This window comes from Lachnoanaerobaculum sanguinis, assembly GCF_033242365.1.
Lineage (GTDB): Bacteria > Bacillota > Clostridia > Lachnospirales > Lachnospiraceae > Lachnoanaerobaculum > Lachnoanaerobaculum sanguinis.
Window position 1 is genome coordinate 21,105 of the sequence record NZ_BTHK01000009.1, and the last position, 16,131, is coordinate 37,235.

Consider the following 16,131-nt stretch of genomic DNA (forward strand, 5'->3'; position numbering starts at 1 on the left):
AGAAAATATATATGCATAAAATAAAGAATAGTTAACAGTAAAGTTGAAAAAAGTTTTATTTTAAAGTATTATGATAAGAAAATCTTTTAAAATAAGGAAAGATGGAATATGAAAGCAAATATAACATTGATAAACGGTGACGGTATCGGACCTGAGATAGTAAGAGAAGCAAAAAAGGTTTTGGAGGCTGTCTCACAAAAATATAGTCATGAATTTATATATACGGATATAGATATGGGAGGATGCTCTATAGATAAATATGGAGTGCCTTTGACAGATGAAGCAATAGAGATTGCAAAGAGCAGCGATGCGGTACTTTTGGGAGCGGTCGGCGGCAATGTAGGAAATTCGAAATGGTATGACGTTGCGCCTAATCTAAGACCTGAGGCCGGACTTTTAAAGATAAGAAAAGAGCTTGGACTTTTTGCAAACTTAAGACCTGCACTTTTATATAAGGAACTTGCCGATGCCTGTCCTTTAAAGACAGAGATAAGCAAAGCAGGTTTTGATATGGTAATAGTCAGAGAGCTTACAGGAGGATTATATTTCGGAGAGAGATATACCAAAGAAACGGATGGTGTAAGAACTGCGGTGGATACTCTTGTTTACAATGAAAATGAGATAAGAAGAGTGGCTAAGGTTGCCTTTGATATCGCTTCAAAAAGAAGAAAGAAAGTGATAAGCGTAGACAAGGCAAATGTACTTGACAGCTCAAGGCTTTGGAGAAATGTGGTCGAAGAGGTGGCAAAGGATTATAAGGACATTACTTTAGAACATATGCTTGTAGATAATGCGGCCATGCAGCTTGTAATGAATCCGGGACAGTTTGATGTGGTGCTTACAGAAAATATGTTTGGTGATATTTTATCGGATGAAGCCAGTATGATCACAGGCTCAATAGGAATGCTGCCAAGCGCAAGCTTAAATGAGAGTAAGCTTGGACTTTATGAACCGAGTCACGGTTCAGCACCTGATATTGCAGGAAAGAATATTGCAAATCCTATAGCAACTATACTTTCGGCGGCAATGCTTTTAAAGTATTCACTTGGTCTTGATAAAGAAGCGGGTGATATTGAAAATGCGGTGGAGAAGGTATTAAAGGACGGATTCAGAACTGTAGATATTTATACTGAAGGAATGAATAAGCTTAGCACCTCTCAGATGGGTGACAAGATAGTTGAATATATAAAATGATTTCACAAAAGCAGATTGTGATAGAAAGAGGAAATATGGAAAATTTACGCTCAAATAATATGAAGTCGGGTATGCAGCAGGCACCGAGCAGATCGCTTTTAAATGCTGTAGGTATGACACCTGAGGAAATGAGAAAACCTATAATAGGTATTGTAAGTTCATTTAATGAGATAGTACCGGGACATATAAACCTAGATAAAATATCGGATGCCGTAAAGCTCGGCGTAGCGGAAGCCGGAGGAACACCTGTTGTATTCCCTGCGATTGCAGTATGCGACGGTATAGCAATGGGACATATAGGAATGAAGTACTCCCTTTGTTCAAGAGATTTGATAGCCGACTCTACAGAGACGGTAGCAATGGCACATCAGTTTGATGCGCTTGTAATGATCCCGAACTGTGACAAGACAGTACCGGGAATGCTGATGGCAGCGGCCAGACTAAATATACCGACAGTATTTGTATCGGGCGGCCCAATGCTTTCAGGACGAGTTAAGGGAAAGAATACATCACTTTCAAGTATGTTTGAAGCGGTTGGAGCATACGCGGCAGGTAAGATAAGTGAAGATGATGTAATGGAATTTGAGAATAAGACCTGTCCAACCTGCGGTTCATGTTCAGGTATGTACACTGCCAATTCAATGAACTGCCTTACAGAAGTTCTTGGAATGGGACTTAGAGGAAACGGTACAATACCTGCGGTATATTCGGAGAGAATCCGTCTTGCAAAAAGAGCGGGATATGCCGTAATGGAAATGTTAAAGAGAGATATCCGCCCAAGAGATATTATGACAAAAGAAGCATTTATAAATGCACTTACAATGGATATGGCACTCGGATGTTCCACAAACTCCATGCTTCACCTTCCTGCAATTGCTTATGAGGCGGGAGTTGAGCTGAATGTGGACATTGCAAATGAAATAAGTGCAAAGACACCGAACCTTTGTCACCTTGCGCCTGCAGGACATACTTATATAGAAGAGTTAGATGAGGCCGGCGGTATCTATGCGGTTATGAAGGAGATATCAAAGCTTGGACTTTTAAACCTTGACTGTATGACGGTTACAGGTAAGACAGTCGGTGAGAATATAAAGAATGCAGTAAATCTGGATACAGATGTTATAAGACCTGCCGAGAACCCATATTCAAAGGTTGGAGGAATTGCAGTACTTAAAGGTAATATAGCACCTGATTCATGTGTGGTAAAAAGAAGTGCCGTACTTCCTGAAATGCTTAAGCACTCAGGACCTGCAAGAGTATTTGATTGTGAGGAAGATGCAATTGCGGCAATCAAAGGCGGAAAGATAGTACCGGGAGATGTTGTGGTTATCAGATACGAGGGACCAAAGGGAGGTCCGGGTATGAGAGAAATGTTAAATCCTACATCTGCAATCGCCGGAATGGGACTTGATACTACCGTAGCACTTATAACTGACGGTAGATTTTCAGGCGCGTCCAGAGGCGCATCAATCGGACATGCTTCACCTGAGGCGGCTGTAGGCGGACCGATAGGACTTTTACAAGACGGTGATATTATTGATATTGATATCAATGCAAATACAATAAATGCCAGAGTAAGTGAAGAAGAGTTTGCAAAGAGAAGAGAAAACTGGAAGCCAAGAATTAATGAGGTAACAGGTTACCTGGCAAGATACAGAAAGCTTGTTTCAGGTGCTCCAAGGGGTGCGGTTTTAACAGTGGACGAGTTATAGGAGGATAGATGGCAAAATTAAGCGGATCACAAATAATAGTTGAATGTCTTTTAGAGCAGGGTGTTGATACCGTATTCGGATATCCGGGCGGCGCAATACTTAATCTATATGACGAATTATATAAAAATCAGGACAGAATAAGACATATACTTACCAGTCATGAGCAGGGAGCCTCACATGCCGCTGACGGATATGCAAGAGCAAGCGGAAAAGTAGGTGTTTGTCTGGCAACAAGCGGACCGGGAGCTACAAATCTGGTAACCGGTATTGCAAGTGCATATATGGATTCAATACCGGTAGTTGCCATCACCTGTAATGTAGGCAATAATCTTCTTGGAAAAGACTCTTTCCAGGAGGTGGATATATCAGGCATTGTAATGCCTGTGACCAAGTACAGCTTTATTGTAAGAGACGGAAACAAGCTTGCGGAGACTATAAGAAGAGCCTTTAAAATAGCTGTAAGCGGCAGACCGGGGCCTGTACTTATAGATATTACAAAGGATGTTACCGGAGACAGCTTTGAATACGAATATCAAAAGCCTGAAAAGGTAATGCCGACTACAAGTGTAAGTGAAGAAGAGATATTAAATGCCGTTTCACTTATAAGAGCTTCAAAGAAGCCATATGTTTTGGTAGGTGGCGGAGCAATCCTTTCAGGAGCAAGCGAAGAACTTAGAACCTTTGTTTCAAAGATAGATGCACCGGTAGCCGACACACTTATGGGTAAGGGAGCATTTGACGGCTCAGACCCGAAATATACCGGAATGGTGGGAATGCACGGAACAAAGACAAGTAATCTCGGAATAACCGAGTGCGACCTGCTTATTGTAATCGGAGCGAGATTCTCAGATCGAGTAATCGGTAATGCTAAGAAATTTGCAAAAAATGCAAAAATCCTTCATATAGATGTGGATGCGGCTGAAATAAGTAAAAACATCAAGGCACATTACAGTCTTATCGGTGATGCAAGATTGATTTTAAGAAAGCTTAACTCAAGACTTGATCCTATGCATCATGATGAATGGGTAGCACATATTGAAAGATTGAATGATATGTACCCTGTAAGAACAAATAAGACCGGACTTACAGGTGAGTACATAATAGAGACCATAGATGAAAAGACTGCAGATGATACAATAATCAGTACTGAAGTAGGACAGCATCAGATGTGGGCGGCACAGTTTTATAAGTTTAAGAATCCGAGAACATTCCTTACATCAGGCGGACTTGGAACTATGGGATACGGACTTGGTGCGGCTATCGGTGCAAAGATGGCAGAGCCTGATAAGACTGTAATAAATATAGCCGGTGACGGATGCTTCAGAATGAATATGAATGAAATAGCTACAGCCACAAGATATGATATTCCTCTTATTCAGGTTATTATAAATAACCATGTACTTGGAATGGTTAGACAGTGGCAGAATTTATTCTATGGAAAAAGATACTCACAAACAGTGTTAAGAGATAAGGTAGACTTTGTAAAATTGGCAGAGGCCATGGGAGCCAAGGCCAAAAGAGTTACTACAAAAGAGGAGTTTGATGCCGCTTTTGAAGAGGCATTAAAATCGAATACAACTTTTGTTATTGAGTGTGAAATTGATTCTGATGAAAAGGTATTTCCGATGGTATCGCCGGGAGCGGCTATATCAGATGCTTTTGATGAGAAGGATTTGAAATTAAATCCGGTTAAGTAAACAAAACGGTATTTTGCGAAAAGCAGATTGAAAATATTGTATTATAAGGAGATTATCATGGGTAGAGTATATAATTTTAGTGCGGGTCCCGCAGTACTTCCTGAAGAGGTTTTAAGAGATGCAGCTGCAGAAATGCTTGATTACAACGGTAGCGGAATGTCCGTTATGGAAATGAGCCATCGTTCCAAGGTATATGAAGAGATAATAGAGGAAGCCGAGAAGGATATAAGAGACCTTTTAAATATCCCTGATAATTATAAAGTGCTTTTCTTACAGGGCGGCGGACATACACAGTTTGCAATGGTTCCTATGAACCTTATGAAGAATAAAAAAGCGGATTACATAATCACAGGACAGTGGGCAAAAAAAGCCTTCCAGGAAGCAAAGATGTACGGCGATGTAGTAGCGGTGGCATCAAGCGAGGATGAGACTTACTCATACATTCCGGATTGCTCAGATTTACCTATAAGAGAAGATGCGGATTATGTATATATTTGCGAGAACAATACAATCTACGGAACAAAGTTTAAAACATTGCCGAACACCAAAGGCAAGGATTTGGTTGCAGATGTATCATCATGCTTTTTATCAGAGCCTATGGATATCAGCAAGTATGCTTTGGTTTGGGGAGGAGTTCAAAAGAATATCGGACCTGCAGGAGTGGTTATTGCAATTATAAGAGATGACCTTGTTACAGATGATGTACTTGAAGGCACACCTTCAATGCTCAGATATAAGATTCATGGGGACAACAAGTCACTTTATAATACACCTCCGACATACAATATTTATATTTGCGGCAAGGTATTTAAATGGATTAAATCTCTTGGCGGACTGGCCGCAATGAAGGAAAGAAATGAAGAGAAGGCAAAGATTCTTTATGATTTTCTTGATTCATCAAAGCTCTTTAAAGGAACTGTAAGAAAAGAGGACCGTTCACTTATGAATGTACCTTTTATTACAGGAGACAAAGAACTTGATGCGAAGTTTATCAAAGAGGCTGAGGCAAACGGATTTGTAAACTTAAAAGGCCACAGAAGTGTCGGCGGAATGAGAGCCAGCATCTACAATGCCATGCCGAAGGAAGGCGTAGAAAAACTGGTTGAGTTTATGAGAAATTTTGAGAAAGAGAATGCATAAGGAGTTATCATGAGAAAAATACATTGCTTAAATGCTATCGCAAATGTCGGAACGGATATATTTGACGAAAATTATAAGCTTACAGACAATATTGAAGAAGCGGATGCTATTATGGTAAGATCTGCCGCAATGGGTGACATGGACTTCTCAGAAAATCTTCTTGCTATAGCCAGAGCAGGTGCAGGTGTAAACAATATACCGCTTGAGCGATGTGCAGATGCCGGAATCGTGGTATTTAATACACCGGGAGCAAATGCAAACGGTGTAAAGGAACTTGTAATCTGCGGTATGCTTTTGGCTGCAAGAGATGTAGTCGGAGGTATCGAGTGGACAAGAAGCATTAAAGATTCGGATACTATTGCAAAGGATGTTGAAAAGGGAAAGAAAAACTTTGCAGGTGGTGAGATAAAGGGAAAGAAACTCGGAGTAATAGGACTCGGTGCGATAGGTGCCGAAGTTGCAAATGCCGCAGCCTCACTGGGGCTTGAAGTTTTGGGATACGACCCGTTTATTTCCGTAAATGCCGCATGGAGACTTTCAAGAAAGATAAAGCATATAACAGATATAAATGAAATATTCAAAGAGTGTGATTATATTACATTGCATGTTCCGCTCACAGATGATAACAGGGGCATGATAGGAAAAAATTCAATTCCTCAGATGAAGGACGGAGTTGTGATTTTAAACTTTGCAAGAGACCTGCTTGTAGATGATGATGAGATGGAAAAAGCGCTTGAGAGCGGTAAGGTTGCAAGATATGTTACAGACTTCCCGAACACAAAGTCTGCAAGGATGGAAAAGGCTATAGTTATACCTCATCTTGGTGCTTCCACACAGGAGAGTGAGGATAATTGTGCGGTTATGGCTGCAAATGAACTTGTAGACTATCTTGAGAACGGTAATATAAAAAATTCCGTAAATTTCCCAAGCTGTGATATGGGAGTATGTCAGGTAGAGGGAAGAGTCGCTCTTTTGCATCAGAATATTCCAAATATGATAGGTCAGATTACTTCAGCATTTGCAAAGAACGGATATAATATTTCTGATCTTACAAATAAATCAAAGGGCTCAAAGGCATATACTCTTATAGACATAGAAAACAAGGCAAGCGAAAGCCTTATAAATGAGTTAAATGCTATTGAAGGTATTTTAAAGGTAAGAGTTATAAAATAATAATGTAAAAAACGGTAAAGTCATTTCGACCTTGCCGTTTTTGCTTATTATTGAGATAATAAGAGCTATATGTAATGCGGTATTTATGATAGAATTATCTAATCAAGCAAAATGGAGGGTAAGATGGCAGTAGTAAAATCTTTCAAATGTGTCAGACCGGTTAAGGAACTTGCAGAGCAGGTGGCATCTTTGCCATATGATGTATATGACAGAAAAGAAGCAAAGGCTGCGGTATCAGGTAAGCCTTATGCATTTTTAAATATTGACAGACCTGAGACGGCTTTTGACGACAGCTTTGACATGTATTCAAAGGAAGCTTATGAAAAGGCAAAAAATCTCTATGAAGAATTTAAAAACAAGGGCATATATGAGAAGGACAATGAAGACGGTTATTATCTTTATGAGTTGACTATGAACGGCAGAAGCCAAACAGGTATAGTGGGACTTGCGAGTGTAGATGATTATTTAAACGATATTATAAAGAAACATGAGAATACCAGAGAAGAAAAAGAAATCGACAGGATAAAACATGTGGACACTGTAAATGCGCAGACCGGACCGATATTTTTGGCATATAAGAAAAATGACGATTTGAAAAAAATAATCTCAGATAATATTTCGGATGTCCCTATATATGATTTTGTATCGGATGACGGAATAGGCCATAGAGTATGGAAGGTGGATAAAGCTTATAATGAGCAGATAAGAGAATGCTTTGAAAATATAGAGTCTCTTTATATAGCTGACGGACATCACAGAGCCGCTTCCGCCGTAAAAGTGGCTCTAAAGAGAAGGCAAAATGAAAACAATCCGAATGCGGAGTACAATTATTTCCTGTCTGTAATATTTGATGAGAGACAGCTGCATATTTTGCCTTATAACAGAATAGTAATTGATCTTAACAAAAAAAGTGTGGAAGAAGTTATAAGCCTTATAGCCGAAAATTTTGATATAACAGAGAGTCCCGTACTTGAAGAGATAGGCGACAGAGGTGAGTTCGGAATGCTTGTTAAGGACAAATTCTATATTTTAAGTGCAAAGAAAAAAGTACTTGATTCGGTATCGGGTGATGTTATAAAGAGCCTTGATGTGTCAATATTGCAGGATTTGGTACTTGAACCCATATTCGGAATAAAAGACCCGAGAACGGACGAAAGAATAAAATTTGCAGGCGGAATAAGAGGAGTAGGATATTTAAAGTCCGAGATAGATAATGACAGAGGCAAGGTTGCCTTTTTGATGTATCCTACATCAATGGAAGAATTGTTTGCTGTAGCTGATGAAAATAAGCTTATGCCTCCGAAATCCACATGGTTTGAGCCTAAGCTTAGAAGCGGAATTTTTATACATGAAATTTGATGAAAATTATCATATTATTTTGCAGACTGACAAATATGAGGATATGGTAAGGCTTTGGATGCATTCTGACGGAAATAAAATATTTAAAGAGAAGTTGAATGATTTTGCAAAACAGATGAATGTTCATTTTAATATGGTTAGGATAAAAAATGTAAAGACTATATGGGGGAGCTGTTCCTCAAAGAAGAATCTTAATTTTAATTTTAGGTTATTCTTTTTACCTGAGGCATTGATAGATTATGTATTTGTACATGAACTTGCACATCTAAAACATATGAATCATTCCAAAGCTTTTTGGAGTGAGGTGGAAAAGCAGATACCTGATTACAAGAAAAGAAGAGAAGAACTGAAAAGATATATTTGATATGGAGTAAGATATGACAAAAGAGGAATTTTTGGACGGACTTATGAAAGCTCTGGCTTCCACAGGTTCACAATCTCTTATAACGGAAAATATAAGATTTTATTCGTCATATATTGATGATGAGCTTTCAAAGGGAAGAAGCATAGGTGAAATAATGGAAGAACTGGGAGAACCCAGACTTATTGCCAATTCTATAAAGGTTGCCGCGAGATATGACGATGTATTTGTAGGCATTGATAATGAGACGTATGAAAATACAGTCGAAAAAAACGGAAGTTATGAAGAGAATGAAAACTATAGTGACAGAAAAGATAACAGCTTTAAAACATATAACTTTTCAGGTAACAGCCTGATAATACCTATAATTATTGCGATAGCGGTTTTAGTAGTGATTGTAGCTGTGGTTGCTGCGGTATTTTCATTTTTGGCACCGGTATTGCTACCTGTGATAGGAGTACTGCTTTTGGTGGCTATAATAAAGGGGATTTTCGGAAAAGGGAATTATAAATTTTGAATTGTTACAAAAGTATTACAAAAATTAACTTTTGAAATAAAATCAAAACGTAAAAGTCACTTTACAAAATCTGCATTATCTTTGTTATAGCAGAAAAAAACAAAAAATATAAATATTTATTTCAAGTGAATAATTACTTCTTAACAACTTTGAGAGATTTAAAAAACTTCAAAATGGACTTTTATAGGATAAAACTTGTAAGAGATTAACAAATAAAGGTTATAAATACGATATTTACATGGTATTTATAACCTTTTTGCCATTATAAAAAGGTATAGGAAAAAGATATTAAAGCTTGAATAAAAAGCTTGACATATTCTCTTAGTGAGTTTATACTAAGTTTCGTAACATTTACTTAACAAACATAAATCGTTTGTAATTATTAAAGATTTAAATGCCGGACGGACCGGGTTTAGCATAGAAGAGATTTAAGGAGCCGAAAATGAAGAACACAAAAAGAATTATAATTGGAATATTATCAGCATTGACTATCAGCACAATTTCACCTGTTACATCTTTTGCAACAACATCAGTCAGAAAAGTTGCAAACTTTCATGAGGAAGTGTTGAGAGGACCGGCTCTTAAAAGCGGTACATATATAGTTACAGTACAGGCAAATACACTTGATATATATAAGAGCATGACATCAAACGATACAATCGGTAAGGCAAATAAGGGTGACGTATTCCAGATACTTGAGGATATGGGTGGCGGATACGCAAAAGTTTCATACAATGATGTAGAGGGATATATTTCTATAAAGGATGGAGATACTTCTATAGATGAGATGGATTCAGCGGAAGAGGCTGCCGCTTCAGCAACAAAGAGCATAGTTCAGGCTACAGCTTCAAATAAGAGAGAAGAAATCGCAAACTTTGCAAAGACTTTTGTAGGCGGTAGATATATCTACGGAGGAACAAATCCTTATATAGGTGCAGATTGCTCAGGATTTGTAAAATATATTCTTGCAAACGCTGCCGGTGTTTCACTTCCAAGAACATCTTCAGAGCAGTCAACAAGAGGTACTACAGTTGCAAGCGCAGACCAGCTTCAGCCGGGCGACCTTCTTTTCTACGGTTCAGGCAGATCTGTAAGTCATGTTGCTATGTATATCGGAGACGGTAAGGTGGTACATGCTTCATCATCAAGAACAGGAATAATTATTTCAAACTATAACTACAGACCTGTAATTCGTATGGCTAATGTTATAGGATAATGTTTGTATAATAAGAATCGGCTATCCATTGTAAAAGGCTTTGGGTAGCTTTTTTCGTCTAAATTTAAGAAAGAGATTCATATTTTTACTAATGTTATTGTAGTATTAACCAATTCTTTGTGTTAAACTATGCTTATGAAAGATAAAAAGAAAGAGTAGGCGAGGAAAGGTTATGATTGAACTTGGTTTAAATGAGAGGGAAGGTCTGTCGGAATTGGCCACAGATGATATATTGGTCAGGCTTGCACTTGCCGGCAAATGCGGAAAAGTATGGATACCGGCCACAGGCACAGCTTCATACTGTGTTATAAAGGTATATCACTATATGTATATAGTAGGAGTTACTCCAAAGAAGGACAGAGCGGTTTCTTTGTGGGGAACTATTGCAAGGCATGGAGACGGGGCTTATATAATTCCCACTTCAGAGTCATGGATAGACTGGCTTGTAGAAAATATAGATTGCAGATATAGAAATTTCTCAAGATATCTTTTGGCTTTTAAAGGTGTTGAGAACAGAGCACTGTTGGAAGAGTTAAACGGAGCGCTTGAGGAAGGTTTGAATATTGATAATGTCAGACCGGATGATTATGATGCCTTGTTAAAGGATATGTGGAGCGAAGATTTCGCCGCATGCTTTGATAACAGAGATGAATTTGCTAAAGATGCGATAGGATATATGGTTTATAAGGATGGAGTCGCGGTAAGCGGCTGCATGGGAAGATCATACGGTAAAGAATTTATGGAGCTTGTATTTGCTACAAATCCTGAGTATAGGAGAAGAAATCTTGCTCTGACAGCAGCATCAAATGTATCGCTTTATCTGGACGATGAAAAGATAAATCCCTATATAGATGTTAGAAATCAGCACTCTGTAGAGTTGGCTTCAAGACTTGGATTTGAATTTATAAAAGAATATCAGGTATACCAAATTTATAACACAGAGGATGAAATTTAAGTAAAAAAACTATAGAATATAGGGGTGGCGAAAGTCATCCCTATATTGATGTCAAAAGGTGGTAGTATGGACAAGATAAGCCTTGCAAAACGTCTTAATAATAATAAGAGAGGCTATTTGATAATTAATGCAAATCAGGGAAAACATAAGATTGCATTGATCGGGGATGTGAAAAATGAGTATGATACTCTTGCGAATTTATCAAGTGAAATTTTAAAGAACTCACTTGTAATCGGATTTGCAGAGACCGCAATAGCGATAGGTGCCTCTCTTGCAAGCAGTGCGGGAGCCTTTTTCATGCAGACAACCAGAGAAAATATATGCGCTCAAAATGAGTATATACATTTTACAGAGGCACACAGTCATGCTATGGAGCAAAGACTGGTACTTGCGGATATGGAAAAGATATATGGTCAGGTAGACAGAATAGTATTTGTTGAAGATGAGATCACCACAGGAAATACTATATGGCATTGTATAGAGGAGATAGAGAGCATATTTAATGGTGGAAAAAAATATGCCATAGCACCTCTTACAAACACATTGTCAGAGGAAAGAAGAAAATTCTTTAAAGAAAAGAATGTGGATATAGTTTATATAAGAGATATAGACAAAGAAGGCTTTGAAGATGAAGTGGTTGATACTTTGACCAATGGTGATGTGTACACAATCAACTCTACACCAAGGAATGATGATGTAAAAATAATAAATTTCAAGACGGATATCAGGACCAGAGGACTTTTAAATATAAAGGATCTGGATGCAGAGACTGACAGGCTTGGAGAGTTTTTAAAAGAAAAGATTGACCTAAAGAATTTGCTGAAAGATAAAAAGAGTGTCACCGTACTTGGAACTGAAGAATTTATTTATGTCCCGATAAAACTGGCAGAGTATATAGACACTTTTTCAGATGCAGATGTATATGTGCACTCATCCACAAGAAGCCCAATTGAGGTGTCAAAGTTAGAAGATTACCCTCTTCATACCAGATATGAGGTCAGAAGTATATACGATAAAAACAGACAGACCTATATATACGATTTGAAAGAATCGGATGTATTCTTTCTTGTTACAGACGGAAAAGAAACGGAGGGAGAGGCTGATATCCTGGAGGCAATCAGAATTTCAGGAAATAAAAATATATATTTGATCAGGTGGGATAATGAAGAGTAGTTACAAAGAAAGCGATGTCATTTTTCTCTTAAAGGATGTTACAGGACTTGTAGAGCCCTTGCCAAGCTTGGAGAGGGAAAAGCTTATACAATCAGGAATGCATTACAGTGAAATGCTGCCGATAGAATATATACCCACCGAGGAATATATGAAAATATATTTTGATTCATTCAAGGTTTTCGGACAGAAAATGGCGGATGCTCTTGCATCTTTGGCAGATAAAGTAATAGAAAAAAGAGGTAAAGATGTAGTTTTAGTCTCTCTGGCAAGAGCCGGTACCCCGATAGGAGTGCTGCTTAAAAGATATATAAAATGGAAGTATGAAACCGATGTGGCACATTATTCGGTTTCCATAATAAGAGACAGAGGCATTGATGACAATGCTATGAAGCATATACTTGCGCGTCACAAGGCCAAAGATATCCTGTTTGTTGACGGTTGGATAGGTAAGGGCGCAATACTTAAAGAACTGAAAACAGCCTGTGAAAATTATGAAGGGGTATCTGAGGAACTGGCAGTGGTATCGGATCCTGCAGGTGAAACTGAGTTGGCAGGTACTTATGATGATATATTTATTCCAAGCTCCGCACTAAATGCTACGGTATGCGGACTGGTAAGCAGAACATTTTTAAGAGATGATATAATCGGTAAAGATGACTTCCACGGTGCTATATACTACAAGGAATATGAAGACAATGATTTGAGCTATCATTTCATTGACAATATAGAAAAGCTCTTTAAAAAGGATGCAAGGGATGAGAGTATCAGAGGAGCAAGAGGAATTATTGAAGTAAAAAAGCAGGCGGAAAAATACGGTATAAAGGATATAAATCTTATAAAACCTGGGATAGGTGAGACTACCAGAGTGCTTCTTAGAAGAGTTCCGTGGAAGATACTTATAGATGAAAGATATAAAGATGATAAAGAACTTAGACATATAATAAAGCTTGCCGGTGAAAGAGAAAGTGAAATAGAATATACATGCTTAAATAATTATAAATGTATGGGAATAATAAAGAAAATGAAGGACATTTAAAAAATGTGTGAGTTGGAAAGACTCACACATTTTTAATATTTTTTTACACCGAAGTACTGCGCAAGTAAGATAACTTCCATTGCCCAACTGTAATGAATCTTCGGCTCATTTATTCTGGTATTGTTAACATTGGGACAGGAACGATACATTTTCTTGTCATCAAGTACACTTAAAGCATCATCATAGTCAATACTGGGAACTTTATAGGCATCGTTTACCACAAGTATCTGTTTCGGATGCACAACCGTTTTACCGACAAAACCGTTTAATTTATCCAGTTCAATTTCCTTTCCTAAACCTTCCTGCCAGCCGATACCGGCATAGTATTCATAGGCAGGTGCCGATATTATATAATCACTTGAAAGAGCCGAAATAATGTCGGACAGAAGTCCTGCAACCGGACTGCTTTGATATATGCTTTCATCAACTCTGTGCCTGACGCAGAGTATATTGAGTATACTGCCTGCCGCAACCAGAATATTTAAAACATAGTCCTCATAGGTGGCAAGTTTTTCTTTAATTGCATACAGATAATTATATCTGTTTCGAAGGTCAAGAAGTGATACGCAATCAAGCTCAGGTAATATATAAACAGGAGTGGAAAGAACCGAATTTATTCTTTGCATTTCATAAATATATATATCGGCATTTGATACGGAAAAATCGGGTAAAATAAAGCCGGTAATCATATCCAGTAAGCTGCCGAATTTTTTATATAAATGGGCTATATGTGAGGTGGAAAGCACTTTTATAAACAGTTTGGGTATATAGAATTCTCTCTCTTTTTTTGAAACAAACAGTTTATCCAAGGTCTTTATAAGTAAATTCTCAGCTTTATCCGCTTCGGCATCATTACTTGCCATGTCAAATGAAAAAGCTAAAGAAAATGGAATATTAAATCTTTCAAACATTATATCGTCTATAATACCCGTGTTATTTGCATCGGTATAAAGCAGTGCGCCCACGCTATAGTAAATACTGGAATCTTTCATGACTAACCCCTGTCAAAAAATATTGAATATAGGCTTATATTTTTCGCTAATATTGATATAATTATACCATATAATATATAATAAAAGAAAGACAGATTTTAATGGAGCAAGTATGCCAAAATACAGATTGAATCCTATAAATATAAACAGTATTACAGAGTTTGGAAGAGTAAGGGGTAACAGAGCAGGTGAAATAAGAAACACCTACATGGTAAAGTTTACAGGTGCAAATGCAAATACAAATAAGGAAATAAATGAATTAAGAAAATATTTGAGATCTGAGATGAAGCAGGGAAGGATATACTATAAATATCTTGACTCGCCGGATATAAAGAGTGATTGTATGGAGCAAAAAAGGGCTTATGAAGCTTTTATATCCACATGTCATTTTGATACGGCTTTAGTAAGACAAAATAATATAAGCGAAGATGAGCTTATAGAAGCGGTAAAGGAAATGCAAAAACTCCTGCAAAAGTACAAGAAGAATATTTCGGATACAATAGAAAAGAATATAATGGTAAAGCTCTTATATTGGCTTGAAAATAATTTTTCAGATATCAAAATAAACGGAGATAAGAATATAAAGGTAGTAGCGGAGAATATACAAAAGGAATCGGAAATCTATTTTTTTATTTTTCTTAATTTACTCGGTATGGATGTATGTTTGCTGCAGTACTCAAAAGATATCTCTGTACCGGATGAATATTATTACACAAAAAAACTTGGTGATTTTTATGACGGCAAGATGATATATGAACCGGATGAACCTGCACAAAATCATCAGATTCAACAGCCTGCCGATACCGGAGCAAACGGAATGAATGCAGCACCGGTAAATACCGGAGGCGAGAGAAAAACGGTTACCATAAGTCTGGAATCCACCAGAAGAAAAGACAGAGATTCTAAAACTAAAGCGGTTAGTGTTTCACCTGCAGTCGCACCGGTTAACAATCAACCGAATACAGGTACAAGGTCTTCGGGGAGCGCTCAGATACCTGCGGTAAATGTGAGCAGAGATAGAGAGTTAAGCTATGTGGAGCTTGCAAGACTGTCAACATCAATTGTAATGATAGCTGTATTTGACAACCGTAAGAAGCTTCTTGGTACAGGCTCGGGTATAATGATCGGAAGAGACGGTTTTATACTTACCAATAATCATGTTATAAGAGGCGGATATTATTTTGAGGTAAGAATAGAAGATGATGAGAGAATATATGAGACAAATGAGGTTATAAAATATCATAATCATCTGGACTTGGCAATAATAAGAATTTCAAGAGTGTTAAATCCGTTGAGGCTGTATAGCGGAAAAGAAAGTCTTGTAAGAGGGCAAAAGGTAGTGGCAATAGGAAGCCCTCTGGGTCTTTTTAATTCGGTTTCCGACGGTATTATATCAGGCTTTAGAAATATAGATAATGTGGATATGATACAGTTCAGCGCACCTACATCGCCGGGGTCATCAGGTGGAGCGGTACTAAACATGTACGGAGAGGTAATCGGCATAAGCACTTCAGGTTTCAGCGAGGGGCAAAATATAAATCTGGCTGTACCGTATGATGCAGTATATAATTTTACAAAGAGCTTTATAAGATAAGAAAAGTTTTGA

Annotated in this window: 14 protein-coding genes; 13 read left to right on the forward strand and 1 reads right to left on the reverse strand. The window is 37.7% G+C overall.

The features are described from left to right. Nucleotides 1-108 precede the first annotated feature (108 nt). The 12 genes from leuB to SBH76_RS07450 all read left to right on the forward strand — a co-directional run bounded on the left by leuB (nt 109) and on the right by SBH76_RS07450 (nt 13,533). Nucleotides 109-1,194, forward strand: a complete 1,086-nt coding sequence (gene leuB / locus SBH76_RS07395; protein WP_317977342.1) for a 3-isopropylmalate dehydrogenase — start codon at nt 109-111, stop codon at nt 1,192-1,194. Nucleotides 1,195-1,229: 35 nt separating this feature from the next. Further along, on the forward strand, nt 1,230-2,906 hold the full coding sequence (gene ilvD / locus SBH76_RS07400; protein WP_317977343.1) for a dihydroxy-acid dehydratase: 1,677 nt from the start codon (nt 1,230-1,232) through the stop codon (nt 2,904-2,906). 8 nt (nt 2,907-2,914) lie between these two features. Then, the gene (ilvB, locus tag SBH76_RS07405) at nt 2,915-4,603 is read left to right on the forward strand and encodes a biosynthetic-type acetolactate synthase large subunit (protein ID WP_317977344.1); all 1,689 of its coding nucleotides are present in this window, start codon (nt 2,915-2,917) and stop codon (nt 4,601-4,603) included. Between the two features lie 57 nt (nt 4,604-4,660). Then, entirely contained in the window at nt 4,661-5,743 is a 1,083-nt protein-coding gene (gene serC / locus SBH76_RS07410) for a 3-phosphoserine/phosphohydroxythreonine transaminase (RefSeq protein ID WP_317977345.1), read from the forward strand. A gap of 9 nt (nt 5,744-5,752) precedes the next feature. Then, nucleotides 5,753-6,916, forward strand: a complete 1,164-nt coding sequence (locus SBH76_RS07415; RefSeq protein ID WP_317977346.1) for a phosphoglycerate dehydrogenase — start codon at nt 5,753-5,755, stop codon at nt 6,914-6,916. Nucleotides 6,917-7,039: 123 nt separating this feature from the next. Continuing rightward, a complete protein-coding gene (locus SBH76_RS07420) occupies nt 7,040-8,275 on the forward strand; it encodes a DUF1015 domain-containing protein (protein WP_317977347.1) in 1,236 nt (411 codons plus the stop codon). Beyond that, nucleotides 8,265-8,639, forward strand: a complete 375-nt coding sequence (locus SBH76_RS07425; RefSeq protein WP_290648778.1) for a M48 metallopeptidase family protein — start codon at nt 8,265-8,267, stop codon at nt 8,637-8,639. Before SBH76_RS07420 ends, SBH76_RS07425 begins: the two co-directional genes overlap by 11 nt. Nucleotides 8,640-8,652: 13 nt before the next feature. Further along, nucleotides 8,653-9,153, forward strand: coding sequence for an HAAS signaling domain-containing protein (locus SBH76_RS07430; RefSeq protein ID WP_317977348.1), 501 nt, complete (start codon nt 8,653-8,655; stop codon nt 9,151-9,153). Nucleotides 9,154-9,595: 442 nt separating this feature from the next. After that, entirely contained in the window at nt 9,596-10,369 is a 774-nt protein-coding gene (locus SBH76_RS07435) for a C40 family peptidase (protein WP_009662281.1), read from the forward strand. Nucleotides 10,370-10,541: 172 nt separating this feature from the next. Continuing rightward, nucleotides 10,542-11,324 carry a GNAT family N-acetyltransferase gene (locus SBH76_RS07440; RefSeq protein ID WP_317977349.1) on the forward strand — a complete coding sequence of 261 codons (783 nt, stop codon included), beginning with the start codon at nt 10,542-10,544 and terminating at the stop codon, nt 11,322-11,324. A gap of 66 nt (nt 11,325-11,390) precedes the next feature. Continuing rightward, entirely contained in the window at nt 11,391-12,497 is a 1,107-nt protein-coding gene (locus SBH76_RS07445; protein ID WP_317977350.1) for a phosphoribosyltransferase domain-containing protein, read from the forward strand. Then, on the forward strand, nt 12,487-13,533 hold the full coding sequence (locus SBH76_RS07450) for a cysteine protease StiP family protein (protein ID WP_317977351.1): 1,047 nt from the start codon (nt 12,487-12,489) through the stop codon (nt 13,531-13,533). The genes SBH76_RS07445 and SBH76_RS07450 overlap by 11 nt, the downstream gene beginning before the upstream one ends. Before the next feature lie 32 nt (nt 13,534-13,565). On the opposite strand, the gene SBH76_RS07455 is transcribed toward SBH76_RS07450, so the two are convergent. Further along, nucleotides 13,566-14,525, reverse strand: a complete 960-nt coding sequence (locus SBH76_RS07455; protein ID WP_317977352.1) for an HpcH/HpaI aldolase/citrate lyase family protein — start codon at nt 14,523-14,525, stop codon at nt 13,566-13,568. Nucleotides 14,526-14,637: 112 nt separating this feature from the next. On the opposite strand from SBH76_RS07455, the gene SBH76_RS07460 reads away from it, so the two are divergent. Then, the gene (locus tag SBH76_RS07460; RefSeq protein WP_317977353.1) at nt 14,638-16,119 is read left to right on the forward strand and encodes a S1C family serine protease; all 1,482 of its coding nucleotides are present in this window, start codon (nt 14,638-14,640) and stop codon (nt 16,117-16,119) included. Nucleotides 16,120-16,131 lie beyond the last annotated feature (12 nt).

Excerpts from the sequence above, each read along its gene's own strand:
- leuB (WP_317977342.1), top strand. The coding sequence starts at position 109 with ATGAAAGCAAATATAACATTGATAAACGGTGACGGTATCGGACCTGAG.
- ilvD (WP_317977343.1), top strand. The coding sequence starts at position 1,230 with ATGGAAAATTTACGCTCAAATAATATGAAGTCGGGTATGCAGCAGGCA.
- ilvB (WP_317977344.1), top strand. The coding sequence starts at position 2,915 with ATGGCAAAATTAAGCGGATCACAAATAATAGTTGAATGTCTTTTAGAG.
- serC (WP_317977345.1), top strand. The coding sequence starts at position 4,661 with ATGGGTAGAGTATATAATTTTAGTGCGGGTCCCGCAGTACTTCCTGAA.
- SBH76_RS07415 (WP_317977346.1), top strand. The coding sequence starts at position 5,753 with ATGAGAAAAATACATTGCTTAAATGCTATCGCAAATGTCGGAACGGAT.
- SBH76_RS07420 (WP_317977347.1), top strand. The coding sequence starts at position 7,040 with ATGGCAGTAGTAAAATCTTTCAAATGTGTCAGACCGGTTAAGGAACTT.
- SBH76_RS07425 (WP_290648778.1), top strand. The coding sequence starts at position 8,265 with ATGAAATTTGATGAAAATTATCATATTATTTTGCAGACTGACAAATAT.
- SBH76_RS07430 (WP_317977348.1), top strand. The coding sequence starts at position 8,653 with ATGACAAAAGAGGAATTTTTGGACGGACTTATGAAAGCTCTGGCTTCC.
- SBH76_RS07435 (WP_009662281.1), top strand. The coding sequence starts at position 9,596 with ATGAAGAACACAAAAAGAATTATAATTGGAATATTATCAGCATTGACT.
- SBH76_RS07440 (WP_317977349.1), top strand. The coding sequence starts at position 10,542 with ATGATTGAACTTGGTTTAAATGAGAGGGAAGGTCTGTCGGAATTGGCC.
- SBH76_RS07445 (WP_317977350.1), top strand. The coding sequence starts at position 11,391 with ATGGACAAGATAAGCCTTGCAAAACGTCTTAATAATAATAAGAGAGGC.
- SBH76_RS07450 (WP_317977351.1), top strand. The coding sequence starts at position 12,487 with ATGAAGAGTAGTTACAAAGAAAGCGATGTCATTTTTCTCTTAAAGGAT.
- SBH76_RS07455 (WP_317977352.1), bottom strand. The coding sequence starts at position 14,525 with ATGAAAGATTCCAGTATTTACTATAGCGTGGGCGCACTGCTTTATACC.
- SBH76_RS07460 (WP_317977353.1), top strand. The coding sequence starts at position 14,638 with ATGCCAAAATACAGATTGAATCCTATAAATATAAACAGTATTACAGAG.